The sequence below is a fragment of the Cohnella algarum genome (assembly GCF_016937515.1).
Classification (GTDB): Bacteria; Bacillota; Bacilli; order Paenibacillales; family Paenibacillaceae; genus Cohnella; species Cohnella algarum.
Map to the genome: position 1 here is coordinate 2,455,341 of NZ_JAFHKM010000002.1, position 24,508 is coordinate 2,479,848.

The 24,508-nt window shown below is 54.9% G+C and carries 26 protein-coding genes and 2 pseudogenes; all 28 read left to right on the forward strand.

The features are described from left to right. Positions 1 to 36 precede the first annotated feature (36 nt). Positions 37 to 123, forward strand: a pseudogene (locus JW799_RS11150) (cytochrome c biogenesis protein CcdA); the annotation flags it as partial. Between the two features lie 106 nt (positions 124 to 229). Beyond that, complete coding sequence (locus tag JW799_RS11155; RefSeq protein WP_205429823.1) at positions 230 to 679, forward strand: hypothetical protein; 450 nt, start codon at positions 230 to 232, stop codon at positions 677 to 679. A 291-nt stretch (positions 680 to 970) separates the two neighbouring features. Further along, a complete protein-coding gene (locus tag JW799_RS11160; protein ID WP_240353236.1) occupies positions 971 to 2,536 on the forward strand; it encodes a type IV secretory system conjugative DNA transfer family protein in 1,566 nt (521 codons plus the stop codon). A 33-nt stretch (positions 2,537 to 2,569) separates the two neighbouring features. Then, positions 2,570 to 3,265, forward strand: a complete 696-nt coding sequence (locus JW799_RS28575; protein ID WP_240353237.1) for a type IV secretory system conjugative DNA transfer family protein — start codon at positions 2,570 to 2,572, stop codon at positions 3,263 to 3,265. A gap of 183 nt (positions 3,266 to 3,448) precedes the next feature. Continuing rightward, positions 3,449 to 4,330: a replication-relaxation family protein gene (locus JW799_RS11165; protein WP_205429825.1), complete on the forward strand. Its 882-nt coding sequence runs from the start codon at positions 3,449 to 3,451 to the stop codon at positions 4,328 to 4,330. Positions 4,331 to 4,335: 5 nt separating this feature from the next. After that, positions 4,336 to 5,154 carry a conjugal transfer protein gene (locus JW799_RS11170; protein ID WP_205429827.1) on the forward strand — a complete coding sequence of 273 codons (819 nt, stop codon included), beginning with the start codon at positions 4,336 to 4,338 and terminating at the stop codon, positions 5,152 to 5,154. Positions 5,155 to 5,188: 34 nt separating this feature from the next. Further along, on the forward strand, positions 5,189 to 5,446 hold the full coding sequence (locus JW799_RS11175; RefSeq protein WP_205429829.1) for a hypothetical protein: 258 nt from the start codon (positions 5,189 to 5,191) through the stop codon (positions 5,444 to 5,446). 6 nt (positions 5,447 to 5,452) lie between these two features. Beyond that, positions 5,453 to 6,157 (forward strand): TcpE family conjugal transfer membrane protein, encoded by a 705-nt coding sequence (locus JW799_RS11180; RefSeq protein ID WP_205429830.1) that lies wholly within the window; start codon positions 5,453 to 5,455, stop codon positions 6,155 to 6,157. A gap of 54 nt (positions 6,158 to 6,211) precedes the next feature. After that, the gene (locus tag JW799_RS11185) at positions 6,212 to 8,707 is read left to right on the forward strand and encodes an ATP-binding protein (protein ID WP_205429831.1); all 2,496 of its coding nucleotides are present in this window, start codon (positions 6,212 to 6,214) and stop codon (positions 8,705 to 8,707) included. Between the two features lie 29 nt (positions 8,708 to 8,736). After that, on the forward strand, positions 8,737 to 10,242 hold the full coding sequence (locus JW799_RS11190; protein ID WP_240353238.1) for a hypothetical protein: 1,506 nt from the start codon (positions 8,737 to 8,739) through the stop codon (positions 10,240 to 10,242). 19 nt (positions 10,243 to 10,261) lie between these two features. After that, positions 10,262 to 10,501, forward strand: coding sequence for a hypothetical protein (locus JW799_RS11195; protein WP_205429833.1), 240 nt, complete (start codon positions 10,262 to 10,264; stop codon positions 10,499 to 10,501). 55 nt (positions 10,502 to 10,556) lie between these two features. After that, the gene (locus JW799_RS29310; RefSeq protein ID WP_275901458.1) at positions 10,557 to 10,691 is read left to right on the forward strand and encodes a hypothetical protein; all 135 of its coding nucleotides are present in this window, start codon (positions 10,557 to 10,559) and stop codon (positions 10,689 to 10,691) included. Positions 10,692 to 10,875: 184 nt separating this feature from the next. Next, positions 10,876 to 11,820 (forward strand): M23 family metallopeptidase, encoded by a 945-nt coding sequence (locus JW799_RS11200; protein WP_205429834.1) that lies wholly within the window; start codon positions 10,876 to 10,878, stop codon positions 11,818 to 11,820. 21 nt (positions 11,821 to 11,841) lie between these two features. Then, on the forward strand, positions 11,842 to 12,060 hold the full coding sequence (locus tag JW799_RS11205; RefSeq protein ID WP_205429835.1) for a hypothetical protein: 219 nt from the start codon (positions 11,842 to 11,844) through the stop codon (positions 12,058 to 12,060). Between the two features lie 89 nt (positions 12,061 to 12,149). After that, a complete protein-coding gene (locus JW799_RS11210; protein WP_205429836.1) occupies positions 12,150 to 12,425 on the forward strand; it encodes a hypothetical protein in 276 nt (91 codons plus the stop codon). A gap of 83 nt (positions 12,426 to 12,508) precedes the next feature. After that, positions 12,509 to 13,276: a DNA cytosine methyltransferase gene (locus JW799_RS29595; RefSeq protein ID WP_205429837.1), complete on the forward strand. Its 768-nt coding sequence runs from the start codon at positions 12,509 to 12,511 to the stop codon at positions 13,274 to 13,276. Positions 13,277 to 13,323: 47 nt separating this feature from the next. Further along, positions 13,324 to 13,587: a hypothetical protein gene (locus JW799_RS11220; protein WP_205429839.1), complete on the forward strand. Its 264-nt coding sequence runs from the start codon at positions 13,324 to 13,326 to the stop codon at positions 13,585 to 13,587. Beyond that, on the forward strand, positions 13,581 to 14,375 hold the full coding sequence (locus JW799_RS11225; protein WP_205429841.1) for a DNA adenine methylase: 795 nt from the start codon (positions 13,581 to 13,583) through the stop codon (positions 14,373 to 14,375). Before JW799_RS11220 ends, JW799_RS11225 begins: the two co-directional genes overlap by 7 nt. A 49-nt stretch (positions 14,376 to 14,424) precedes the next feature. Next, positions 14,425 to 14,616: a hypothetical protein gene (locus JW799_RS11230; protein WP_205429843.1), complete on the forward strand. Its 192-nt coding sequence runs from the start codon at positions 14,425 to 14,427 to the stop codon at positions 14,614 to 14,616. A 250-nt stretch (positions 14,617 to 14,866) separates the two neighbouring features. Further along, positions 14,867 to 16,444, forward strand: coding sequence for a CpaE/TadZ family protein (locus tag JW799_RS11235; RefSeq protein ID WP_338026354.1), 1,578 nt, complete (start codon positions 14,867 to 14,869; stop codon positions 16,442 to 16,444). A 17-nt stretch (positions 16,445 to 16,461) separates the two neighbouring features. After that, positions 16,462 to 16,692, forward strand: coding sequence for a hypothetical protein (locus JW799_RS11240; protein WP_205429845.1), 231 nt, complete (start codon positions 16,462 to 16,464; stop codon positions 16,690 to 16,692). Positions 16,693 to 16,830: 138 nt separating this feature from the next. Beyond that, positions 16,831 to 17,286 (forward strand): putative iron-sulfur cluster-binding metallochaperone, encoded by a 456-nt coding sequence (locus JW799_RS11245; RefSeq protein WP_205429846.1) that lies wholly within the window; start codon positions 16,831 to 16,833, stop codon positions 17,284 to 17,286. A 64-nt stretch (positions 17,287 to 17,350) separates the two neighbouring features. After that, positions 17,351 to 17,762: pseudogene (locus tag JW799_RS11250) on the forward strand (bleomycin resistance protein). 120 nt (positions 17,763 to 17,882) lie between these two features. Continuing rightward, positions 17,883 to 19,001 carry an SAF domain-containing protein gene (locus JW799_RS11255; protein ID WP_205429847.1) on the forward strand — a complete coding sequence of 373 codons (1,119 nt, stop codon included), beginning with the start codon at positions 17,883 to 17,885 and terminating at the stop codon, positions 18,999 to 19,001. Positions 19,002 to 19,016: 15 nt separating this feature from the next. Next, entirely contained in the window at positions 19,017 to 19,742 is a 726-nt protein-coding gene (locus JW799_RS11260; RefSeq protein WP_205429848.1) for a hypothetical protein, read from the forward strand. Further along, positions 19,732 to 20,556 (forward strand): hypothetical protein, encoded by an 825-nt coding sequence (locus JW799_RS11265; protein WP_205429849.1) that lies wholly within the window; start codon positions 19,732 to 19,734, stop codon positions 20,554 to 20,556. The genes JW799_RS11260 and JW799_RS11265 overlap by 11 nt, the downstream gene beginning before the upstream one ends. 3 nt (positions 20,557 to 20,559) lie before the next feature. After that, the gene (locus tag JW799_RS11270) at positions 20,560 to 22,431 is read left to right on the forward strand and encodes a P-loop NTPase family protein (protein ID WP_205429859.1); all 1,872 of its coding nucleotides are present in this window, start codon (positions 20,560 to 20,562) and stop codon (positions 22,429 to 22,431) included. Next, the gene (locus JW799_RS11275) at positions 22,421 to 24,493 is read left to right on the forward strand and encodes a hypothetical protein (RefSeq protein WP_019007340.1); all 2,073 of its coding nucleotides are present in this window, start codon (positions 22,421 to 22,423) and stop codon (positions 24,491 to 24,493) included. The genes JW799_RS11270 and JW799_RS11275 overlap by 11 nt, the downstream gene beginning before the upstream one ends. Positions 24,494 to 24,508 lie beyond the last annotated feature (15 nt).

Here is a 24,508-nt window from a genome sequence, read left to right on the forward strand (position 1 = left end):
CACTTACTAAGGAGTTATCTCACATATACTGCTTATCTGACGGTTTGGCTTGTGTTTGGGGCAGGATTTCTATCGTTCATTTCGCCATGCTGTCATCCGCTATATCCTTCCTTATTATCGTACCGGTGTTTCCGTCAGTAATAATCACTGTATTAATAAGTGATTGCTCAAGCGGGGGAAATACGGAAAGCAAAGAGCTGAATGAGGTAGAAATGGATCACGTGACTACATGGGTTTTTCCATGGTGGATGACGGATTTTACAGCAGCGGCCATCCGGCTCGTGGTTCCAAGAAGAAAAATCCGTTTGGCATTGTGAAAAGTACGGACGAAGGCAGAAGTTTGGAAACATTGACTCTATATGGAGAAGTGGACTTTCACGGCATGAGCGTCGGCTATAAATCCCATACTATATATATTTTCAATTTGGAACCGAACAGCGCCATTGAAACAACGGGACTAAACTATTCCACAGACGAAGCAAAATCTTGGACAATGAGTGAAATGAACTTTGAGAAGAATGGGGTTGCAGTCACACCGTATTCAACCGCTTATTTATCTAATGCATCAATAAAATTGCATGCAGGACAGTTCACACCATCCGATCATGCTCTGACCAAAACAGGACACGCTTTCAAAGAAATTTTAGGTTTGATTGCAGCTCGAATATTTGATGTATAGTACAAATTCTAATTAACCATCGTAGACGGGGATAGAATGTCCCGATATTTGTGTCTGTCTGAGAAGTGTAACGAAAGATACTAGCAGAAAATAGGCATAACTAAGGCAAAACAAAGGCATTGCAGCGGCACCACAATTCAGGATTTTTCTGGTATGATGCTATCATCGGAAGAAAAGGGACAAGCCGGAAACGGTCATTGTTCCATTTTTTTGTTTTCAGGAAGGGTGGTGATCGAACGTTCTTGATTAGCGGAAAAAATTCGAATACGTGTACGGAGGGAGGGGGCAGCGATGCTCTCTTTTTTGTTTCCGCGCTGGTGTGAGCCGGGTCAAGGCAAGCATAAGCAGACTCTATGGTTCGAAGCGATGCCCTCCCTCGAAGCCACGCCGATGGATTTCGCCAAGGCGGCGCGTTTTGCCAGGCATATCAGCCAACTCGGCCATTCCCGATTCAAGCGTCTTCGGTATGGACAGATCTATTTTCGTTTCCTGATCCAGTGCGCAGGACCTGCTGGACGCGTACGAATCTACTTCTCAGTCCCCGACATTCGCTGGATGGGGTTTCGCACGGGCTTTCATACGCAGGTGTCCGGGATCTATTTGCTCCCGGTGGAAGCGCCTGTGTTTGCCGCTGGTTCAGGAAAAAACGTGATTGTTGCCGAAGGACGTCCGGCGTACAAGGGAGCGCTGTCGGTCGCTGCCATTCATCCGGCGGGCAAAGACCCGGTGAACGAGATGATCGCAGCGATGGGAGCGGGAGAACTCAAGGCGGGCGAGGAGGTATGGCTGGAGCTGACGTTTGCGCCAGCGGGCAAGCGCCTTCTGCAGCGCCGAGTCCACATAGCAGAAGCGTGGCTACGCTCCCCGGCGAACGAGCCGATGTCGCTAAAAGCGATCTGGCGGGAGATGAATACGAACCAGAAGGAGAAGCGTGGGCCGCGAGAACTGACCGCCCACCAGCAGAACGTCATGCGTTCGCTTCAGAGCAAGCAGGACGAAGACGAAATTGGGCTGTGGACAGGATTTCGCGTGCTCATCCTTTCGCATGCGGCCAAAGCGAGGCTGCACACGATGAACGACATGCTGCAGTCGATGAGAAGCGGCAACGGCATTGTGCTGCGTCCCGTTCGGGGCAAAAAAGCGGTGCATGCTCCCGGAGCTCCGTCGAAGAAACTGCTATTTACTTCGGAGGAACTCGGCTACTGGCTGCGTATTCCCGTCTTTGACGACCCGGCCGCCGCGCACATGGAGAAGATGCATGCAAAAATCGTACCTGCACCGGCCGGCTTAAACCACGGGTTGTTTATCGGGAAAAGCAATGTGCCGGGCGCGGATCAGGCGATCCGCATGCCGGTGAACCAGATGCTCAAGCACGCTTTTCTCGCCGGAACGACCGGATCAGGGAAAACGTCGACGCTGCTCTCTATCATGACGAATATGGTGGATGACCTGGAGCGTTCGCCGGACCAAGCGCCGGGTTTTACGTTTCTCGATCCGCACGGCGGAGCGATTGAAACATTGCTGAGCTATATTCCGAAAACCTTGTACCCGAAGCTGCACATCATTCCACTCGGGTCTACCGACCGGCCGCGCGGCTTCAACTTGTTTCAAGATGCGCATGCGGATATACGGGAAAGCCTGACAGGGGAATTTGTCACGACACTGCAGCAGTTGTTTCCCGGCTCCCGGCCGCGGGCAGAGCATTATCTCCGCAACGCCGTACTCAGCTTGTTATCCGTGCCACCGCAGACCGTCCTCGGCATTGTCGACATCTTTTTTAACGAGACATACCGCAAAAAAATACTGCCGGCTCTGGATGTGCATTTGAGGCATTTTTGGATGGAGGAATTTGCGTAAATCAAGAACGTGGGCGAGCATCTCGGTCCGATCTTGAACAAGCTCGGTGCCTTGACGACGTACCCGACGTCGCGGCGGATGCTCGGCCAGCTTCACAGCAGCATTAATACACGGCAAGTCATGGACGAAGGCAGGATCGTGCTGATCGACGGCTCCGGCTGCGTACCGGATTTGTTGAAGATTTTGGCCAGCCTGTTTTTCATCGACTACCACTTTACCTGCCGCAAGCGGCCGCAGCATCAATCGAGGGCACATTTCTTTTTTGCCGATGAAATGCACTTGTTCGCGACGGACATTTTGACCAAAATACTGGCCGAGGACCGCAAGTTCGGCTTGTCGCTGTTTCTGGCCACGCAGTATTTGTCTCAACTGTCCGATCGCATTCTGGAGGCGATTCTCGGCAACGTCGGCACGCTCATGCTGCTGCAGCTCGGCGGGCCGGACGCGGACAAGCTGTCGCGCTGGCTCAAGCCGCAAGTCACGAACGCCGATTTGATGAACCTGGCTGAGCTTCACGCCATCGTGCGCACGAAAGGCCGCGAAGGACGGCTCGAGCTGTTCACGGTCAAAAACGATGTTGTCCCGATCCGGAATGAAGCCTTGATCAAGGAGGCATGGGCGCATTCGGACGAGCAGGACGGACGCGCTGTGGAAGCGGTCGAGCAGGAAATGAAGTGCTCGGGTCTCTCCGGTATGCCGGAGGCGGCCGATTTTCCGATTTTTGGTTGACATCGCGCTTGGAATGGTTGAGAGCGTCTTGGAGAGAAAGTTTGAGGGAAGCAAGGAGGGAAAGTTCGAGGGAAAACTGCCGCTTGCGCAAAAGGCGAAATCGCGCGGTGCGGCGCACAAGCCGGGCGAAACCCTGATCCCGACTAACTCACCACATGCCCCGATGGAAAGGAGACTCCGCATTTGTACTACGAAGCAAAAAAAGAAACGCAGGTGATGCTGTACCGGCACACGTTGCTGACAGCGGAGCAATTAGCGCTCAGCCTGAACTACAAACCGAAAACGATCTACAATATCGTCTGTGAAATGAAAGAAACCGGAGTGATCCGGCCCATCCGCCTTCCTTTTCTGAAACGAAACCATGTCGGATATACCTTAACGGCCCAGGGGGCAAGAGGGGCAGCCGGTCTGGTCGGGGATGAAACGGTGTATCGGGCGAAAGCGTGGGAAGCCGGACCGGTGCAGATCGAGCATTTTTATGGAACGAACGCTTTTTTCACGGATTTGATCCGCCATAGCCTTTCCCGAGCAGAAGAGGGGATGATCGAATGGCTGGACCCGAGGTCGGCTGCCGAACGGTACGTGCAGACAAAACCGTCGGGAAAAGCTGCCGCTCCGGTCAAACCGGACGGGTTCGGCATGTACCGCTTTCCGGATCATGGAAGGCTGGCCTTTCATCTGGAGTACGATACGGGCACCGAAACGCTGTGGCGCTTAAAAGACAAGATGGTTCACTACGGAACGCTGATCCCGAAAATTTGGCCGAAGGTGGAAGCGGTGCATGTGCTATTCGTGACAAAAATCGAAAGCCGCCCAAAAACACTGATCGACATTTGGGATGCGTTGCGAAAGGGTACGTTCAGCCATGACCGTTTGCCGAACGTATGGACCATCAGTGAAAACGAGTGGAAACAAAACGGACCAGGGTCGGCGAAGTGGCTGGGCAGCGGCGGACAATACCGGAGCTTGAAGGAGATGCCACTTTTGCCTATCCAGACAGACCTTGCCGGACTGCTGCTCGGTAAACAGCTCAGAGAGCAACCCCCAATCATCAACAGGAGGTGAGGCGGATGGATGTTCGATTGCTGCCCAAGCTGCTGCTGTGGGCGATGCTGATCGTTTCCAGTCTGGGCGCGGTTTCCACGGTCTTGAGAACGGAAACCGACCCGACGCCGGCCATCCTCAAGAAGACAACGGAGCAGCAGATGGCGGTCCATACGGCGCTCAGCTTTGCCCGCGAATGGATGCGCTGGGACGGCGAGGAACTGCCGGAAGCTCGAATGCACCGGCTCAAGCCGTACGTCAATCCGGATGACCTCGTGCGCATCGCAGCTCTCCAGCCGGAACAAAAAACGAAACGGCAGGAGGTAATCGCGGCGGAGTTCGTGTCCTCGTCCTCCAGCGGGGGACCGCGCTATGCGGTTCGCGTCCGGGTGATCGCGGCGAATCCCGAACGGGTCGTGTGGGAAGTCGATGTGCCCGTGTTGGTGCAGACGGGTAAGGGCGCTGCAGTGACTGCGCCGCCGCTCATCCGTTCGCCGCAGGAGCCGCCCGCCGTTCCGGAAACGGGAAGCGGAGAACCGGAAGCGTCCGCGGATGTAAAGCAGCGAATGCGTCCGGCGATCGAAAGCTTTCTGAAGGCGATGTGCGAAGGCAAGGACGCGGATAGCTTGTTCAACTACGTCACGACCGGGTCAAATTTGAAACCGCTCGAAGGCCGAATTCGCTTCCTCGCGCTGGAGCGATTGGAGGCTGTCGGAGTTGGACCTTACAAGGTCACGGTTACGTTTTCTGTGCAGGATGCAGCGACGGGTTTTCGTGTGACGCAGGTGTGTAAGCTGGCGGTGACGGAGGAGAATCAGAAGTTTTTTGTAGGGAGCGTAGAGTAAACGGCTCATCTAGTTCATTGAGGGGGTGGGAAATGTGGAAGGGGATTTTGTCAATACCGGTCTTCTTGTCATCAAACGGCTGCTGCAAGCCATTTTCCTCACGATTGCGATTTACCGGGGGGTGAAAATGTATGCCAACGGCGAAACGAACCGGCTCTGGTCGCATATTTTGCTGTCGGTCATTCTGGGCATTTTCGTTTTTGCTCCCGGCATTGCCAAGTACCTGGCGCTCTATGTGCTGAAGACGCTCGGCATTTCCGTGGATGGCTTGACGGACACGACCGGAGGATGAAGCCGGATGGACGAGGATAAAACGGAATCGTATCGCGCGTTGTACCGCGTTCGCCCGCTCATTTATCATATTGGCGACATTCGCTTGTGGATGCCGATCCGGCAGGACGCCGTCGTGCTCTGGTTGGTGTATATCGGCGTGTTTTTCATCTTTTGCTACGTCTTTCCGGTGCTGGCATGGCTTCTTCCCATCGATCGTACGATCACGATGGTTGTCGGGCCGATTGCCGCCGCATACTACACGGTCAAACTGGATCCGGCAGGGAAAACGGTGCCGCGCTACGTGCGGGACATCCTGCATTTTCTGGTGCGGCCGAAATGGTTTGTCCGCTGGCAGGCGATCCGCCAACCCGAAGGGAAACATCGGATCCGGTTTGCCGGCCGGTGCCGGCCGTATGAACGGATCTCGTTGCCAAAAGGCGGCGAGGCATGGAGCGGCAGCGGCAGACAGCTGCACGGGACGGTCGAGGGATTGCAGGCGCTTTGCCTTCCCGCAAACGTGCGCATCCGCTGGCGCGGGCGAAGCGGAAAACTTGATATCACGCAACTGAAGCGGCGGTCCAAACGTGCGGTTGTTCCGCCGGTTGTGCTGGAGGGAAATGCGCGGCGCTCGATGTCATGGATAACATCCGTTCCGGTGCAAGTCGAAAGAGAGAATATAGATGGGCATTTGGAGATATGGAAGGTTCGAAAACGGAGCGGCATTCATTGATATGCCGCCATATCCGGGTCAGATGAAAGTCGTTTTTGAAGGGGGTGAGACGCATTGAAGTTTCCGGTTTTGTATTGGGAACAAAACCTCCTGTTTGACACGATGCTGAAACCGTGGGCGGTGTACCGCATACCGCTTAAAGCCTATGCGTACCAGTCTCCGGAGAAAAAGCGCGGCGCCGTGAGCCAGATGCAGCAGTTTTTGCACAGCTACCATGGCAGCGGCCAATTGTTATCCGTCACCCGGATGATGAACGCTGGCGTGTGGCAACAGCGGCGAATGGGGCAGGGCGCGGAATACGAGCGGTATGTGAAAGCGGTCATGCAGCGGTTTGCCGAGCGGCGGCCGTGGCAGCGATCGCTTTATTTGATTTTGCAGCTTTCCGCCGTGCACAAGCAGATTCCGGAAGTCGATTTGTCGGGCCTGCGCAAGACGGGAGAAACGCTGCGCCAATGGGCCGGCGCGTTCGGCCGCAACATCCAGGAACAGTTCTGGTACCGCCAGCGCGGGGAATTGGAGATGGAACGCCTTAACATCGCGAAGTCCGCCGAAAGCCTGCAGTTCAATCAGGTAAACCATCATCTGAGCGGCGAGCGGTGCGGACCGCAGGAAATCGAGTGGCTGATCAGGCGCGGTTTCTTTCGTGGATTGGCCGTGGAGCCGGAGTTGACGCTGACGCCGGAGACAATGCGCGAGTTGCGGGTGAAAGGCGAGAAGGTGCTGCTACGACCGAAGAAATCGCTGCCGGTACTGCTTGCCGCAGATCTTGTCGGCGAAGAAAAGATGAAGACGTGGATCGTTCATCATGACGATTTGGAGGAGGACAGCCTGAAAAGCTTTCAGGCGTTTTTCTCGGTCGTCGATGTGCCTGAGGAAATTTCGACCATCGGGGACGAGTGGCTGTACGCGCTCGAAGATCTTCCGTTTCCCGCCGAAGTCAGCATCCATTTTCAGGTGCAGACCCCGCATGAGGCGGCGGGAGGGTTGCAGAAGAGCCGCAAAGTGCTGAAGGATCAAAGGCGCGAATACAAGGAGGCGTCCGAGGAAACGCCAATCACGCTGGAATGGGCCGGCAAACGCGGACGGGTGCTGGAGAACAAGCTGCAAAAAGGGATGCGGCTTGTGTGGGCGTCGACGTGGCTCAACGTCTCCGCTTCTTCCCGCAAGGAACTGGAGGAACGCGCGGCGCAGCTCCTGCAATTGTATGCCACCAAGCAAATTCGCGCCGTTCGGTCCCCGGCGGATCAGGCGCTGGCGTTCTGGCTCTTTTTGCCGGGTTCCCCGTTGGACAAGCAAAACCGGATCCCGATGGATCCGAAGTTTCTGGCTGCGGGGATGCTGCACGGTTCAAGGGAGATCGGCGATCCGGACGGGGATTACATCGGGCGAACGCTGCACCGCATTCCGGTGCTGCTCGATTTGAAGCGGCCGATGTCCAAGGAACTGAACCGTTCCGGGGCGATCGTCATCGTCGGTACGCTGGGCTCGGGGAAGTCGGTGCTGAAGAAGACGCTGTTCTACCACGGGTACAACCAGGGCGGCATCGTGTTTTCGATCGATCCCAAGGATGAGGACAGCTGCTTTGCGCTCATCCCGGACATTCGTCAAAACATGGTGCGTCTGAACTTTTCGGCGGATTCGGCGACGAAGTTCAATCCGTTCCGAATGTCCAAAAGCGAGGACCGCGCGCACGGCATCGTGCTGGATTTCCTCAGCTTGCTGCTCGAGGGAACCCGCAATGACGAGCGGGCCGACGCCATCATGGAAGCCGTCGAGCGGACGTTCGAGCAAAGGCAGCGCGATCTGTACATGTTTATGCAGGAACTGGAGCGGGTTTCGTCGGATTCGCCGGTGGAAGCGATCCGCGTTGAAGCCCGCCGCTGCATGAACCGGCTGCAGTCGTACTCACGGAGCCCGTTCGGAAAGTTTATTTTCGCCCGCGACGGGGAAGAAAACGCGAACTTGAGCGGCGCGCGGTTTATCGTCATTACGCTTGCCGGATTGCCACTTCCCAAGAAGCGAAGCGAACGGATTCAGACGGCGCTGACGCCGAACGAGCGGTTCGGCCTTGGCATCATGTATCTGGTTGCCGCACTCGGGCGGGAGTACATGTTTTACAGTCCGCACGACCAGCTCAAAATTTTCGGCATCGATGAAAGCTGGATGCTGAAGGCTTTTCCTGAGGGCGCGCTGCTCATCGATGAAATTATCCGGATGGGCCGTTCCTTTCAGGTCGTGCCGCTGCTGGCGACACAAAATCCGGGGGATGTGGCTGACGAGGAGACGAGGAACAATCTCGGCTCCATTTTTTGTTTCCGGACCGAAGACCCTCGGGCGATTGCGGACAACCTGACGCTGCTCGGACTCGACCCCGATGATGAGGACATGATCCAAGCGTTCCGCGAACTGAAAGCCGGGGATTGCTACATGAAAGACATTACCGGGCGGATCGGGCGGGTGCATATCGAGCCGACGCCGGACGATCTGCTTTCCGTGTTCAATACGACGCCGGATCGTCTATCGGCGGAAAGGAGGGAAAACAACCGTTGAGACGACGATGCCGCTACGAGCTATTGCCAATGGTGGTTATCGTATGCTTCATCGCATTGTCAAATCCGGCTGCCGTATTTGCGGAAGCGCCCAAAGATATGCTGGACCAGCTGCTGCCGGGCGAAAGCGAAATGGGCATCGAGCCCGGCGACCGGACGCTCGATTACCGCCAGTATCCGACGGATCACTACACCTGGGATTTGGGTTACGACCTTGTGGAGTGGTCCGGATGGAAGCCGAAGCTGAACAACCCTTTTCCGATCATTCTGAACTGGGTCGCCAACGTCGTGTTTATGTTCAGCGCGTTCATCACCCGCCTTTGCATTTTTCTGATGCAGCTCGGCTTTCACACCGATCTGGTCAACGAACAATTGTCGCTCATCCTCCCCATTATGGACGGGTTTAGGACGAGCATCTTCACCAAGTTTTTGCCTTGGGCGCTGGTGCTGCTCGCCGCTTGGATGGTCAAAGTCGGGTACTGGAACAACCAGACGACGCGGCTGATGTCCGGCGTGATCGGCTCGATTGTCGTGCTCGTCGGCAGCTACTGGTTTTTCGCGCATTCGGGGCAGAGCATCCGCGCGGTGTCGCAGACGATGGACAAGCTGACGCAAATTACGATGGGCTCCCTGGCCGCGCCGTACCAGCGCGTGACGGGCGAACAATTAGGGGAGGGACTGGCGGATGCGGCGGATCAGCAGCTCATGGCGACGTCCAACCGGCTGTGGAAGCTGTTTGTCGACCGGCCGTGGCTGATCGGCCAGTTCAACCGTCAGGACGCAGGCGCGGTGCGCATGACGGCGGAGGAAGTCGAAGCGATTCTGGACCGGGCGGAGGACGAGGAGATCACCATCGGCGTTAAGGTCGGGGATGCGTGGTCGCACTGGATGCGGCAGTACGCTCCCGGCATGACGCAGCGGGATATTTTGCGCAAGGTGCTGGGCGATGCGAAAATCGGCCACGGCGATCATGCGGACGTCCCGTACTTGTTTGCCGGCGGTTCGGCGGGCATTCGCTGTCTGGTGGCGCTGCTGTCGCTGATTGCCACGTTGACGCTGTTGCTCTATGTCGGGACGATATCGCTCATTTTGATTCTGGCGCAGGAGATGGCGCTGGCTATCATTATCCTCGCGCCGATCGTACTGTTGCTCGGGCTGTTTCCGGAACGCGGCTTTGTATTTGTGCGACGCTGGGTCGGCTGGCTGATCGGCGTGCTCGGCACGAAGGTCATCTATGGCTTTTACCTGGGCTTTACGCTGCTCGTCGCCGACATCGTGGCGCGCGGCTCAGGCATCCTGATGCTGCAGCAAATTTTTGTGGCGCTGCTGTTCTTCTGCGCGTTTTTGTTCCGCAAAAAGATTTTGAAGCAGCTGCTCGGCATCTTTCAAGCGCCGACGCCGCATGAGATGTATGAAGCATCGAAGCAAGAGGTTGTGTATCACGTGGGCGAAGCGAAGCAGTCGTGGCACAACGCGAAGGAGCGATCGAAGAAAGCGAAAGATGCCGCGAAGAAGATCATTTCCAAGTTGAAGTAAAAAAACGGGAGGAGAGGATATGGTTCGGGTTGCGGAGTGGCTGAAAAACGAATTTCTGGCGCAGACCGTTTTCTTTGTTGAAATCCGGGAGCGCGGTCTGTTTTTCCGGGGAAGGAGCCGGTTCAAGGATGTCGAGTTTCTCGTTTCCGCGTCACGGCATGTTTGGTTGAGAGAATCGGGTCGCCGGGAGTGGAGGCCGACAGGCGTTTACGTGCCAGCAGAAGTCATGCCCAATATGGCTAACCATACAGCAGGATAGGAAGGGTGGCAATATGTGTTCGATTTCATTTGATCCGAACAAGATGGAACGTCTTGTGCGAGGCGATGCTTTCCTCCAGTTTGTGGTCGACGATCTCGTTTCGAGTTCCCATTCGAAGGCGCTGGAAATCGTATTTAACGGCTATGTGCTGGAGGATTCGGTCATGGAAGACAAATACGAGAAAGCATAATCAGGCGGCAAGCCTGCTGGTGAGGGGATGACGATGGATGTTGTAAAGGATTGTGACGCGTTGGTGTCCGATCTGAGGCGGCGAATACAAAACGGCGACGAATCGTGCCGGCCGCTTCTGGCCAAAGCGGAGGCTGCGATGAAAGAGGTGCGGGAAAAGGAATCGCCGCAGGCAAGGGATCCTCATGGACGTTAGCGGCCTGATCAAGAAAAAGGTGCTTTGGTGGGTGATCGGAAGCTTGGGGGCTGCCGGCATTGCGATCGCGCTCTTGGTGATGCTGCTGGTTTTTGCGCTGCTCGGCGTGCTGGTCAGTTCATCGGATTCCTCTTCCATGGAAGGGATTCCGGTGCCGGAAAATCAGACCTTCGATATTCCCGCTCCGCTGCTGCCGATCTATATTCGGGCCGAAAACGAACAGGCCTCCTGGGCGCGTCTGGCGGCGATTCACAAGATTACGACCGATTTCGGAGCCGAACAAGCGAAACGAATCGATACGATCGGCGGTTTGGGCTTCCCACGGTTGTTGTGGGAAGCGTACAAGACGGACGGCGACGGAGACGGCAAGATCGATCCGGACAATCCGTTTGACGCGATCTTTTCGCTAGCTAATTATTTGCGGTTGTCCACCCTTGATCCGGATGCGGCGCTGGAAGCATGGTTTTTAAACCCGAACGATGCGGTGCACGTTCGGGCAAAGGAAGCGGAGTACGCCGCCATGCTGATCATGCCGCGAAACTGGCTGTGGCCGGTCATTGGGTATATGACCATTTCCAGTCCGTACGGCATGCGGATCGACCCGGTGTCGGGCGAAACCGGCGTGTTCCATGACGGGATCGACATCCCCGCGCCGCACGGCACGCCGGTCGTTGCGGCCCAAAACGGGACGGTGATTCAGGTGGTCAGGAGCAACTCCGGGTATGGCAATCTCGTCCGTTTGCAGCATGGCGGAGGCATCCAGAGCTTTTACGCCCATTTGTCGGGCATTGGTGTCCGCCGAAGTCAGCAGGTGTTGCGCGGCGAGGTGATCGGCTGGGTAGGCAGCACGGGGAAATCGACCGGACCGCATCTTCATTTTGGCATGTCGCAAAATGGGCAATCGGTGGACCCGCAAAGCTATTGGAACGATTAAACCGAAGGAGAGTGAACGCAGATGCTGGAGCAACTGCTCCGCTTTCGCGAATGCGAGCATCAGGGTGATTTGGACGCCTATGCCCGTGATGTGTCCCGCTGCGGCGGAATTATTATCGCACGGGAACTGGATGCAGCCGCTGAAAAGGTGTATTTGACCGTAACATTCTCAAGCATTTCGGATCGTGAAGCGTTCTGGGAGAAGTTTAAACAAACGGATTCGGCGCCCTTTTGCTCCTAAGCAGCATCGGCAAACGAATCATTTCCGTGGCTCTCGAATACGAGGGCTATTTTTTGTGTCAAAAAACAACCAAAGGAGCTGTGCAGAGCATGGGAAAACCAACTGAAAAAGTAATGACGCGAGGTGTGCAAAATTTGAATTTGCCGCCGATCGTCATGAATTTGTTCTTCCGGAAAGCGGAGTCGTTTTTGCCCAAGCATGATTTTCTCGTTTTTGAACCTCAAGGAGACCGCGTTGTTGTCAGCGATGGAAACGGCAAGAAGCTTGACGAGCTGCAAATGAAGCTGCTGGAGAAAGTTTGGGTGAAGTCGGATGATTACGGCAACCATTGGGTCATTACGGCGTTGCTGCCTCGGGAGTATTGAAAAATACAAGTTCAGATAACGGCTGTCCCGTTTGTGGCGGAGCCGTTTTTTTGCGCCAATTTACGCACTCGGGAGGTGACTGAATGCAGCTTTGGGGACCGTGCATCGATTTGTTTTGCGGCGCGGGCGGGTTATCGTGCGGCTTTGCGCAAGCGGGTTTCAATATTCGTGTCGGCATCGATGTGGATGCGTCCGCGCTGCTTACGTTTGAGCGCAACCATCCGCAGGCGCTGGCCATCAAGGAAGACGTCACCCGTTTGACGGGAGAAAAAACGGTAACCGCGCATTTGTCGAAGGATGTCGATCTCGCCCATCCGGGGATGCTGCCGAACCATGCCGGTCATCTTTTTCCCAATGTGCGGGAAGAGAGCCGCTATGATCAGACGAACCGCAGGGCGGGATGGGACGATCCTTCCTTTACGATTACCGCGCACAGCCGTTCGGCGGGGCTGCATCCGAATCACGGGCCGGTGCCGGCGGATCCGGCGCACATTCTGCATCTGGTTTCGCTGGCGGATGCGGACGGGGTTATCCCGCTGGAGGCGCTGGAAGCGGCCATGCCGACAAGGATCCGGGGGCTCAAAGGACGCCAAAAAGTCGGTTCGTGGCAAAAACCGAATCCGACCATTACGGCGAATGCCGGTTTTTATGCCGGGGCGCATTATCATCCGGAGCTGACCCGTCCCCGGCGTTTTACGGTGCGCGAGTGTGCCCGGATACAATCTTTCCCGGACACATTCGTGTTTTACGGGAGCTTGAGCGCACAGTACCGCCAGGTCGGCAATGCCGTGCCGCCCAAGCTGGCCTATGCGCTGGCGCGGCAAATCGCCAGGGCTTTATCGCTTTTGTAAAGATTTGCTTTCGAACGAATCTGCAATCCATGAAGAGGTGGGTGAATGTGCGGCAGCTGCAATTGTACGTCAAAGAGATCCGGGGGGCGTTTCAGGTAATTGGCGTTGAGCCGGGGAAGGACGTGTACGCTTTAGGCAGCCGGGAGAACGCGCGGGAAGCGGTGCGCCATGCGTTGGGATACGCCCGCTTGCTCGGCGTGCCCGAGGATGAGGTTTACTATTGCGGGCTTTCGATACCGCAGCTTGCGGCGCTCGGAGCCGGATCCATAGAGGTCGACACAAAAAAAGAAGGAGAGGATCGCCATTGCTGAAAAGTCCGATTCGCTGGCAAGGCGGCAAGTCGCGGTTGCGCGAGGACATTATCCGCCGGTTCCCGCCGCATGTGCTGTACGCGGAAGTGTTCGGCGGCGGGGGCTGGGTGCTGTTCGGAAAAGAACGGTCGAAGGTGGAAGTGTATTCAGACATCAACGCGGAGCTTGTCAATTTTTTCAGAGTCATTCAGGAAGATTGGGAGGCGCTCGCCAAAAGGTTCGAGTGGGCGCTGTATGCCCGCGATGAGTTTGTGCGCATCCTGAACCGGCGGGACGAGGAGCGCGATCCCGTTACCCGCGCTTACGATTTCTATTACCGGGTTTATTCCCATTTCGGCGGAAAATACAACGACTGTGACGATTGGGGGTACACCCGCACCAAACCGGCTTACGACCTGAGCAAGGTCAAGGAAAAGTTCAAACTGGCGCATGAGCGGCTGATCGGCGTGTACATCGAAAACCGGTCGTTCGAAGAAGTTATCCCGCGATACGATTCGCCGGATAGCTTTTTTTATTGCGATCCGCCGTATCTCGGACTTTCCGGTTACCTGTACAAGTTCGATGAAACGCATCACCGGAAATTGCGCGAGTTGCTCGGCGGCATCAAGGGCAAGTTTTTACTCAGCATCAACGACCACCCGCTCATCCGGGAATGGTACGCGCCATACGTGATTGAGGAAGTGGAAACGCGCTACACGATCGCCAAACAACTGAAAGGGCGGCAGCCGGCAAAGGAACTGCTCATTTCCAATTATAAGCCCGCTGCCGGAGACAAGAAGATCTTATGATGAGGATGGATATCCGAGTCGAGCGATTTCAAGAAAGGAAGAACAAGAGATGAGCGATCAGGTTCGCATTGAGCCGAAAGGCGGAAAGTTTGCTGTTGTGCTGGAGCATGATGGATTAACGCAGAAAATGGATGTGCGGGATACGTACCAGGAAGCGGAAAAGTATGCGTTTTATGTGGCGAGCCTAGTCAAACTGGACGTCTATTACCGGGGACAAAAAATTACTGAAAGGAAGGGCTGATCATGGTAATAGTCCCCAAAAAGGTGTTGGAAGGACTGGAGGCGGTGCGCAGGTTTGGGGCGGTCAATATGCTGGATGTCCGGGGGTTATTCATTGGGCTGACGAGCTGGGGTATCCCGAAACGGCCCAGTGGATCCGCGAACACCCGAAAAGGTATTCGGAAGGCGTGTTTACCGGATTTGAGGCCGAATCGTAAAAAACAATCATTTGAAATCATCGGCCAGTTGGAGAGGAGGTTTTTGATTTGCAGGTGGTGTTGTTTCGTCCTCACCAGCTCCGGCGGCAAGCGTGGGTCGAGCGGCTGCGAATATCGGGCTGTGACATCAAATTCGTTCATGATCCGGAGCGGATATCCGGGGAAACGAAGCTTGTCGTCATTGATACGGCGGTTGAAAGATGGAAGGAATATGTCCGACTGGTGCAGGAAAAAGGGCTGCCCATTGTATTGTTAACGGACTGCGATGCGCAGTTGACGGAGGAGGAGCTCGCATCACTCGGCGCAGTCGGAACGGTGACGCAGAACGAGGAAACAGACCGGGTCTTTTCCAGGTTCCTTCGCCCGAATGAAAATCATCCGACGGATCGGGCAGAAACGGATGCGCTAGATGCGTTTCCGCAGTATGGAAGAGGGTTGATATTGACGGCTGAAGAATCTGGTGAACAGGAATCGGAACAGACTGATTCGATCCGGGATAAGGACAAAGAGCCGGAATCAACGGTTGCCGAATCGGAATTCGAACAGGCGATTCAGAGGGATATGTCCACAGGCAGTACGCTATCACAGCGAAAAGCGGCACGGCAGAGATCGGCGAAACGTCCTTCCACTAAGACCATTCCTACTATTGGTGAAGATCATGCCTTGCTTTCGGATGAAGTTCTTATGCGGGACTCAAAGCCGCCTCTCACGGAAGACGAAGAACAAGAGCCGCCCAACAGTCCGGCGAAGGGACAAATAACGATAACAGACGAGCAAATAGAGACTTGGCCGGAAGACCCGGTTGCGCAGGTCGCGGCTCAGACACCGTTTCTTCCCTCTGTGAGAAGCCGGGATATCCCTTCGGTCGCGGCTGTCTATGCGGCCAAAGGGGGCGTGGGCAAAACGACGTTCCTTTTGCACCTGGCTGCGCTTTTGGCAAAAGAAGGATGCCGGGTTTGCGTCCTTGATCTGGATCTGATGCACGGTACGGTGGCTTCTATGTTGCAAATTCAACCGAATAAAACGATCGTCGATCTGGTTCGCCGGATCGATGATCCGAAAGCGAGCCGAGCCTGTCTTCTCCCAACGAAGATGGGCTTTTCTATTGTCACCGCACCTTCGCAGCCATGTACGTTTCGGATTCAGCGTGAACAGTTGTTGGTAGTCCTTCGGTTCTTGAAAGAGGAAACGGACATCGTGCTTATCGATACGCCTGTCCATTTCGACAGCCTGATCAAGCTGGCTTTGGAACAGGCCGAGCAGCTAATCCTGATGACAACCGATGAGCCGGCCAGCGTGGAGAGCCTTGTGCGAATGAAGCCGCTGCTAAGCAGTCTTCAGCCGACGCCAGAGCTTTACATGGTATGGAACCGTCTCACGGAACAGGCGCCGATGGAGCAGTGGCGCGAGAACCTGCCGTGGCCGGTGATGTTGGAATTGCCGGAAGATCCTACGGTCAGCAAGGCGGTTCGAAGCGGTCAGTGGATCGCAAGTTCGCCTTGCAGTCCGTATCGTCTGCGGGTGAAACAGCTTGCGGACAGGTGGCTGGGTGTGGAGCCGGAGCGTTCCGGCGACAAGCGAAACCTGCTCAGGCGTTTGCTGGCCAACCTGAACTATATGAAAACAACGTGAGAGGCGGTGAAAGAGACATGAAAGTAATCGAAGCGAAAGTATCCTATCCTATCAATGCCAGAGGCGGCTTGTATGTTCTGATTGAAGGGACGCAAACGGATGTTTATAAGGGGGCGTCGGATCGTATGGCCATGGAAACCGCGAACCGTCTTGGATGGAAAGGCGACGGTCAAGCGACCATCGGCATCCCCGCACGAGAAGGAATCGATCTGTATACGCGTGTGTACTGGTTTCACGAAAAGTTGTAATTCCATTTTATATAAGGCCCATTTAAAGCTACCCTAACGAGCAGTTTAGCGAAGTAGCACTATTTCTTCTTCTGACAGTTAGTGAGATAATTGTATGAGGATCAAAATGAAAACGATTGATTAGGGAGTGCTTAAAAAATGGATTGTTGCGCACCTTCAAATTACACTGAAGAGGTTAGAACAAACTGCCCTTCGTGCAAGAATAAAGGCAAGAACGTACAACTGATAACTCTAAAGTCGCTGCTTAAGGCTTCGGCTCTAGAAACTATCGTACCCGACACCTCCTACTTCTTCTGTCCAAACTCATCTTGCTCTACTGTTTATTTCAGTGGAGACCATTTGCAATCATTCACTGAGGACAACATGAAGGTGCCTGTGTACCAAAAGAACTTGGGCATGGATGTGCCTGTATGTTACTGCTTTAATTGGACGAGAGAGCGCCTTCTTCAAGCGGCAACCACCGACCAACAACCTGCTGATCGAATCAAAGCGCATGTTCAGGCGGGTCGCTGTGGATGCGAAGTAAACAACCCGCAAGGTGTATGTTGCTTAGGCAACGTGAACGCTTTTGTACGGGGTCTCAACGAGGTGTGAGCACGCCCTTTCTTTATATAGATCTTACGATTTACTGAATAGTCACTGATGAAGGAAAATTATAATGAAAATGTTACAAGCCATTCCAGCCTTGCCAGTGAGGAATATCGTAAAAAGCATGGATTTTTATCGGGATAAACTTGGCTTTGTAATTGTCCACCAGGAGGAAGGTTTCGCTTTCGTACAGTGCGATGCGGTTAAAGATTAAACTTTGGGTTGCTAATGTTGAAAGCTGGCGAAGGCGCAACAACCCATCACCGATTGTATCGGGAGCTGAATCATTTATTGTTGGTACGGCTAGTTGTCGTATAGAGGTTGAAGACGTTGACGAACTGTACCGACAATTTCAACCAAAAGGAAATCTACATCCAAACAGGACATTAAGCGACCAGTGGTGGGGTGAACGAGATTTCAGTGTGACAGACCCAAACAACAATCTCATTACTTTTTTTGAAAGATTGAACAAGCCTATATGACACATAGTATAGTTCAAAGGAAAGCAATAGCTCAATCAACCGCTCATACCATGGGCGGTTTTCTTTTGTTAAAATGTTTTTCAATTTTTCCATAAAGTTAAAAAAGGAGAATGAAAAGCCATGAACAGCCGACAACAGAAACGAGTCATTATTGCATCCATTGTCGGAGGATTGGCTCTGCTCCTATTAGTGCTGGCAATTGTGTTCTATTTTCAAGCGAAGCAAGCCAGCTTTGAAGAGCAGCTTCAGTCCGAATACGAAACGAGAATCAAGGAATGGGAGTCGAGGGAACAGACGGCGATAACGACGGTGTTGGCGGCCAGCCGCAGCATTCCGGCTGGAACAACCCTTCAAGCGGGGGATGTTAAAGCGGTGGAGGTGTCGACCTCCCTGGAATCATCCGGAAGCATCAAAGAGCCAAACGCGGCCGTCGGCAAAATCACCAAGATCGATTTGCAGCCGAACACGCCGCTTGTCGCTTCGATGCTGTTTGAAGACAAGCCGATCCCGAGGGATTTAAGGGTGCAGGAATTCAATGTCATCCAGTTGCCGACGAATCTGCAAAAAGGGCAGTTTGTCGATGTACGGATCAACTTCCCGACCGGCGAGGATTTTATCGTCCTCAGCAAAAAGAAAGTCCGGGAACTGTCCGGCACGATCGTTTGGTACGAAATGAACGAAACCGAAATCCTGATGGCTTCCAGCGCCATCATCGACGCCTATCTGCAAGGGGCCAAGCTGTACGCGCTTACCTATGTCGATCCGGGGACTCAGGAAGCGGCGGTTGCCAACTACCCGTCCAACCCGAAGGTGCTAGACCTGATGGAGCGTGATCCGAACATTTTGGATGAAGCGAAAACCGCGCTCGCCCGCCAGCTTCGCGCAACGCTGGATAACAATCTGAAAGCGATGAGCGACACGGACAAAATGAGGGTGATCAGCGGCAGCGTCACCGTTCAGCAGCAGCTGCAAAATGAGCGGATTACGACACAGCAAAACAATGAATTCCGGCAGAGCATTCAGCAGCAGGCACAAGCATCAACCGGCGGACAAAACAATCAAGCTGAACAAACAACGCCGAATCCAAATGAACCTGCAACACCGTCAAGTGTGCTGCCTTCGTCCGAACCAGCAAAGGAAACGCCGGCATCGACTCAGACACCGGACCATGTCAACGATTCGCCCAAGACGGATCGGCTCGAAGATGTGTTTGATCAGCCGAAGACCGGCGGCTCATAAAGGAAGGAGGCCGACATGAAACAAGTTGTTTTTTTCGGTGCGCCGGATAAAAGCCATTTGCTGCTTGTGCTGGGCAAGCTGCTGGTTGCTGCCGGGCAGCGGGTGCTGCTTGTCGATTCGACGGTCGCACAGTCGGTGCTAGGTTATCTTCCTCCGTCGGATGAGCGTCCGGGCGCATTCGTCACCGAATATGAGGGGCTGGACGTTGCCGGAGGGTTTATTACTTACGGCCAGCTGGACCGCTATTTGAAGCAAACGGAAGGCGGGTGGCCGCATTACGACGTCATGCTGCTTGATACGGATCATGCCGAATTTGTCAAAGGGCTGGAGCTGCAGGCGTTTGCTCATCGCGTCTGGTGCAGCAGCTTTGAAAAATTGGCGCTCAAGAAAAACGTGGAATTGATGCAGCGGCTGTGTCTGGCGAAATCTGCCCCGCAGCCGCTGCCGTTTTTCGAGATGATATACCCGTTTGTGCATTCCACGATTACTGAGACATATTTGCATTCGCATTACGATAATGATTCGGTCCAGTGGCAGGACCCGGTATTCCGCATTCCACTCGACGACCGGGATGTTTCGGTAAAGATCGATAATCAGCATCATGCCCGGATCGATGTGAGAAAGCTGTCCGGAGCGTATGTCCGTACGGCGCTGTCAATGTCGAAGACGCTGTTCGAAATGAACGGGCGAACCGTCAAAACGGCTTGGAAACGGGTGAGGAGGAATCGCCGTGGGAGTTAACGTCGTCTTCTGGAGTCCGGTGCCGGGGCAAACGGGAAACACGACGAATATGATCGCTGTCGCCGCGCTGCTCGGTCTTGAATATTCGGCCCGAACGCTTTTGCTTAGCCATGTGCAAAGCCGGCGCGCCGTCATCGAACAGGCGTTTATAAAGCGGCGAACAGAGTCCGCTTATACTGCCGACTCCGGCGTCGATGCCTTGGCGCGGCTTGTTCAAAACCGCAAGCTGTCGCCGGATATGATCCGGGACTACACCTTGCCGCTGCTCAAGGACCGGCTCGACCTGCTGCCGGGCTCGAACAAGCCAGACAAAACATTTATCCCCGCCATGAAGGAAGTGCTTCAGCCGCTGCTGGATACGGCGAAGCGCTATTACGACCTGACGCTGATCGACGGCGGCAGTGGCACGGGATCCGGATGGACGCAGGCGCTGCTGGAAAACGCCGATCTGGCGGTGGTCAGCCTGAACCAGAACCGCTTCGTGTTGGAGCGGTTTTTTCAGCAGCAAGATGGGCTTCTGAAGGAGACCAAACAGATTCTGGTTCTCGGACAGTACGACCGGCATTCCGGGCAAACCGCCAAAAATACCGCCAGAAAGTATAAGGCAAGCGTCCCGCTCTATCCGGTTCCGCATCATGCAGGGTTTATGGATGCATCGCAGGAATGCCGCGCGATTGACTTCATGTTTCGAAATCGCAGCGTGCCGGGCGATCATGAGAATTATTTTTTCATGCGGTGTGTCCGGGTGCTGACGCAGGCGATCATCGAACGAGCCGGATTCAACAAGCCGTTTTTTGGCGGGAAGGGGGAGTAGCGGATGCTGGGGCTGTTGAACGGCTTGCTCATCCTCATGCTTCTCCTGCTCTCGGCCGCGCTGCTGTACTTCCGCATGAGCGGGCGCAAGCCGGAGAAGCTGCCGGAGGAACGGGTCTACTCCGTTGACGCGATGACTGCGTACGTGAAACAGGCGCTGCATGACCTGACGAGCAGCAACCTGTATGATCTCGGTTTATCCGAAGAGGAATTCCGGCGCCGGAAAAACAAGCGGGCGGAACTGAAGAAGGCGCTGCGCGGCTGCACATCCGGGGATTTGCGGGACAAAGCGTATGTGAAGCAGTTTTTATACGATCTTCTTTTACAGACGTATCAACTGGACGAGGGGAATATCAACCGGATCATCCCATTCGACGATCCGTACGAGCTTTCACCGCAGGATCAGTTCGAGATTTTGCTGCATCTGTACAAGAAACGGTACCGTCAAGATGCGCTCGGCGAACTGATTCGCAAATACGAGCTGGACCGGCCCAAGCTCGGGATAGAGGATGGGCAAACCGAATCGTACCGGATCACCGCCGAGGAAATCCATGATATTTATAAAAAGGAAGCCAGGCGGCTGCATTTCGAGGACAAGCTGCGAATCGTGGTGCAGCGTATTTACCAGCAATACAAAGGCTTCAGCGTCGTGGATGAAATCCGGGATATGAAAATCGACGGCGTGTCGGCCGGTGTGTCCGGTTTGCCGCCTTCCGTGTGGGAGGGGGAATGGGAGTTTCAGGCCGACGCGCTGCTGCGCGAAGTGCCGAAGTCCCACGACAGCGTTTGGATTTTTTACAAAGGGAAATCCATCCATCTGAGCTTCCTTTCCTTTGGCACGGAGCAAGAACTGAAGCGTGTCTGCCAGAACATTTACAAGCATAACTATCCCGGCCAATTGTCGGAAGCGAACGGTTTCAAGGTGAATGAGATGGCCGACGGCTCCCGCGTCGTGGTGCTTCGCCCCCGGTTTTCGGAATCGTGGGCTTTTTTTGTGCGCAAATTCGATGTGCAGAGCGCCGCGCTGGAACAGCTCATCCGGGACGACAATGCCCAGCTCCCCATCGGCCTGATTGCCTTTCTGGTTAAAGGCGCACGGATTACTGCTATTACTGGTGCACAGGGGAGCGGGAAAACGACGCTTCTGATGGCGATGGTCAAGTTCATTTCCGCGACCTTTACGATTCGGGTGCAGGAAATGAGCTTCGAGCTTCACTTGCGGAAAATCTACAAGGATCGCAATATCCTCAGTTTCCGCGAGACGGAAACCATTTCCGGGCAGGACGGGCTGGACATCCAGAAAAAGACGGACGGCACCGTAAACATTCTCGGCGAGGTGGCGACAGATCCGGTCGCGGCGTGGATGATCCAGATGACGCAGGTCGCCTCGCTGTTCACGCTTTTTACCCACCATGCCAAAACATTCCGCGACCTCGTCTATTCGCTTAGGAACTCGCTGCTGAAGACCGGCGTGTTTACGAACGAAAAGGTCGCCGAGCAGCAGGTGATCAGCGTCATCAATTTCGACATTCATCTGAAACGCGATGTGAACGGGCACCGCTACATTGAGCGGATTACCGAATGCGTCCCGCTAGACCAGGAGACGGATTATCCCGTTCCATACCGGCAGATGGACAAGCTCGAAGACAAGATGGCAGCGTTTATGGATACGGCTGTCGAATATTTCCGGCGTTCTACCGACCGAAAGCTGTACGAAGCGCGGAATGTGATCGAATTCCGGGATGGCAAGTATGTGGCGGCGCATCCGATATCGGACCAGAACGTGAAAGAGATGCGGGAGCACATGTCGGAACCGGATCGCGCGGCATTCGCAGCGTTCCTAGAGGCGAATTGGGGTGAGCGTAATGGAGCTTAAATCGCTGCTATCCCTCGTGCTTGGCGGGGCGGTCGTGTTTTTTCTTGCCGCTGTCCTGCTGTTCCAATGGCTGTCCCGCAAAAATACGGGCGCGGGTTCGATCCGAGAATACGAGGAACTGCGGCTTCCCGGCAAAGCGACCCGCAAGCATGACGTGCACAGCTTGTTGCAGCGCATTTATGCAGCGTGCGAACGGATTCCTCTCTTGCGCGCCTATCTGACGACGATCCGCAAACGGCTAACGGCGCTGCAACCTTACGATGAATGGAAGCTGCGGCTGGAGACGATCAAGATCGCGCTTGCGGCATGGGGCATCCTGCTGGCCGCCGCCATTCCGCTGGTCCTGTTTGTGCGCGACCCGATGACGCTGCTCATGATCGCAACCGGCATATGGGCGCTTCACGGGATGATCGCGGACGTGTTCGTTCACCGTTTGGAAAACCGGCTGCTCCGCCAGCTTCGCCACTTTATGGCCGATGTGCGGCATCACTACCACCGGCACGGCATGGTGGAGGAAGCGATCTACGACGCGGCGGAAGCTTCTCCGTACGAGATGGCTTTGCACGGACAGGAAGTGTATGCGGTGCTGACCGCCAGCCATCCGGAACAAAAATTGGAGCAATACTACGAGACCGCGCCGAACCGCTTTCTGAAGGGACTGGCCGGCATATCGCATCTGGTCAAGGAATACGGGGACAAAACGTTGCAAAACGGATCGCTCTACTTGAAGGCGCTCGGGAAGCTGACGACCGAACTGAATCTGGACATTTTGCGACGGGAGAAGCTCAGTTACTTGCTGCAAGGACTGACGGTGATCGCGCTCATCCCGATTTTGTTCACCAAGCCGATCGAAAGTTGGGCGCGAAATTACTTCCCGGCGATGGACGATTTTTACGCCGGCAAGCTCGGCTGGATCACGAAAATGGTCATCTTGCTCATCATTCTCTGCTCGTATGTGCTGCTTCGCAACATGCGGGAATTGGATGGTGAACACAAAGCAAGGCGGCGCAAGCCGTGGGAACAGCGTGCTTACGATCTTCCGTGGGTACGCCGGGTCATCGACCGGATTTCTCCCGAACCCGGTACGCGGGAAGCCACCCGCTATGCCATACTGCTCAAGGAAACGAACTCGCCGCTCCGCTTGGAGTGGTTTTTTGTGCATCGCGTGACGATAAGCGTTTTCTCTTTTCTGCTTGTGCTCGGCTTGTTTGTAACGCTGAATGCGGTGACGAAACACCAGCTGCTTTACGCGCCCGTGAAGCCGGAAACGATGTTCGGCCGCCTTTCGCCGGAGGAAGAGGCGAAAGCCAGGCAGACAGCGGCGCTTGATCGCCGGATCATGGCAGATGTGAAGGGGGTGAAAACCAAGCTCTCGGAAGCGATTTTCGACGAGCTGCGCAAAGACCCGCAGCTTGCGCAGGAGGAGGCGCAGCTTCGCGCCGCCGCTCAGCGCATCCTAAACAAAATGGAGGCGGTAGACGGCGAGTACCTGAAGTGGTGGGAGGTGATGCTCGCCCTGATGACCGGCTGGGGCGGCTACTTTGCTCCGGTTGGCATCTTGTTGTTCCAGCGGCAGATGCGGCATATGGAGATGAAGCACGAGGTCGATCAGTTCCATTCGGTGATCGCCATGCTGTCGGAAATGGACCGGATGTCAGTGGAGCACCTGCTGGAGTGGATGGAGCGGTTTTCCTTTATTTTCAAGGAACCGATTCAGCACTGTCGTTTGCATTATGAGCATGGCCCGGAACAGGCGCTTGAGGAGCTAAAGGAACAAGCGCCGTTTCTTCCGTTTGTCCGCACGGTGGAGAAGCTGCAACTGGCGGTGGAAAAGATTCCGATCCGGCAGGCATTCGATGATTTGGAATCCGAGCAAGCCTTCGCCCAGGAGCAGCGCAAGCAGGATTACGAGCGGTTGATTGAAACGAAAGCGGGATGGGGGAAAATGATCGGCTTCGCGCCGATGATGTCCCTCATTTTCGGTTATCTGGTATTCCCGCTCGTCTATGTCAGCCTCAGTCAAATGTCGGTGTATTACGAGCAGATTCAAAAAATCCAATAAGCAAAGGAGTTTGAT

Excerpts from the sequence above, each read along its gene's own strand:
- JW799_RS11255 (WP_205429847.1), top strand. The coding sequence starts at position 17,883 with ATGAACAGCCGACAACAGAAACGAGTCATTATTGCATCCATTGTCGGA.
- JW799_RS11190 (WP_240353238.1), top strand. The coding sequence starts at position 8,737 with ATGGTGGTTATCGTATGCTTCATCGCATTGTCAAATCCGGCTGCCGTA.
- JW799_RS11200 (WP_205429834.1), top strand. The coding sequence starts at position 10,876 with ATGGACGTTAGCGGCCTGATCAAGAAAAAGGTGCTTTGGTGGGTGATC.
- JW799_RS11180 (WP_205429830.1), top strand. The coding sequence starts at position 5,453 with ATGGACGAGGATAAAACGGAATCGTATCGCGCGTTGTACCGCGTTCGC.
- JW799_RS11245 (WP_205429846.1), top strand. The coding sequence starts at position 16,831 with ATGGATTGTTGCGCACCTTCAAATTACACTGAAGAGGTTAGAACAAAC.
- JW799_RS11160 (WP_240353236.1), top strand. The coding sequence starts at position 971 with ATGCTCTCTTTTTTGTTTCCGCGCTGGTGTGAGCCGGGTCAAGGCAAG.
- JW799_RS11230 (WP_205429843.1), top strand. The coding sequence starts at position 14,425 with ATGAGCGATCAGGTTCGCATTGAGCCGAAAGGCGGAAAGTTTGCTGTT.
- JW799_RS11195 (WP_205429833.1), top strand. The coding sequence starts at position 10,262 with ATGGTTCGGGTTGCGGAGTGGCTGAAAAACGAATTTCTGGCGCAGACC.
- JW799_RS11275 (WP_019007340.1), top strand. The coding sequence starts at position 22,421 with ATGGAGCTTAAATCGCTGCTATCCCTCGTGCTTGGCGGGGCGGTCGTG.
- JW799_RS11205 (WP_205429835.1), top strand. The coding sequence starts at position 11,842 with ATGCTGGAGCAACTGCTCCGCTTTCGCGAATGCGAGCATCAGGGTGAT.
- JW799_RS11210 (WP_205429836.1), top strand. The coding sequence starts at position 12,150 with ATGGGAAAACCAACTGAAAAAGTAATGACGCGAGGTGTGCAAAATTTG.
- JW799_RS11155 (WP_205429823.1), top strand. The coding sequence starts at position 230 with ATGGGTTTTTCCATGGTGGATGACGGATTTTACAGCAGCGGCCATCCG.
- JW799_RS11170 (WP_205429827.1), top strand. The coding sequence starts at position 4,336 with ATGGATGTTCGATTGCTGCCCAAGCTGCTGCTGTGGGCGATGCTGATC.
- JW799_RS29595 (WP_205429837.1), top strand. The coding sequence starts at position 12,509 with ATGCAGCTTTGGGGACCGTGCATCGATTTGTTTTGCGGCGCGGGCGGG.
- JW799_RS11260 (WP_205429848.1), top strand. The coding sequence starts at position 19,017 with ATGAAACAAGTTGTTTTTTTCGGTGCGCCGGATAAAAGCCATTTGCTG.
- JW799_RS11270 (WP_205429859.1), top strand. The coding sequence starts at position 20,560 with ATGCTGGGGCTGTTGAACGGCTTGCTCATCCTCATGCTTCTCCTGCTC.
- JW799_RS11240 (WP_205429845.1), top strand. The coding sequence starts at position 16,462 with ATGAAAGTAATCGAAGCGAAAGTATCCTATCCTATCAATGCCAGAGGC.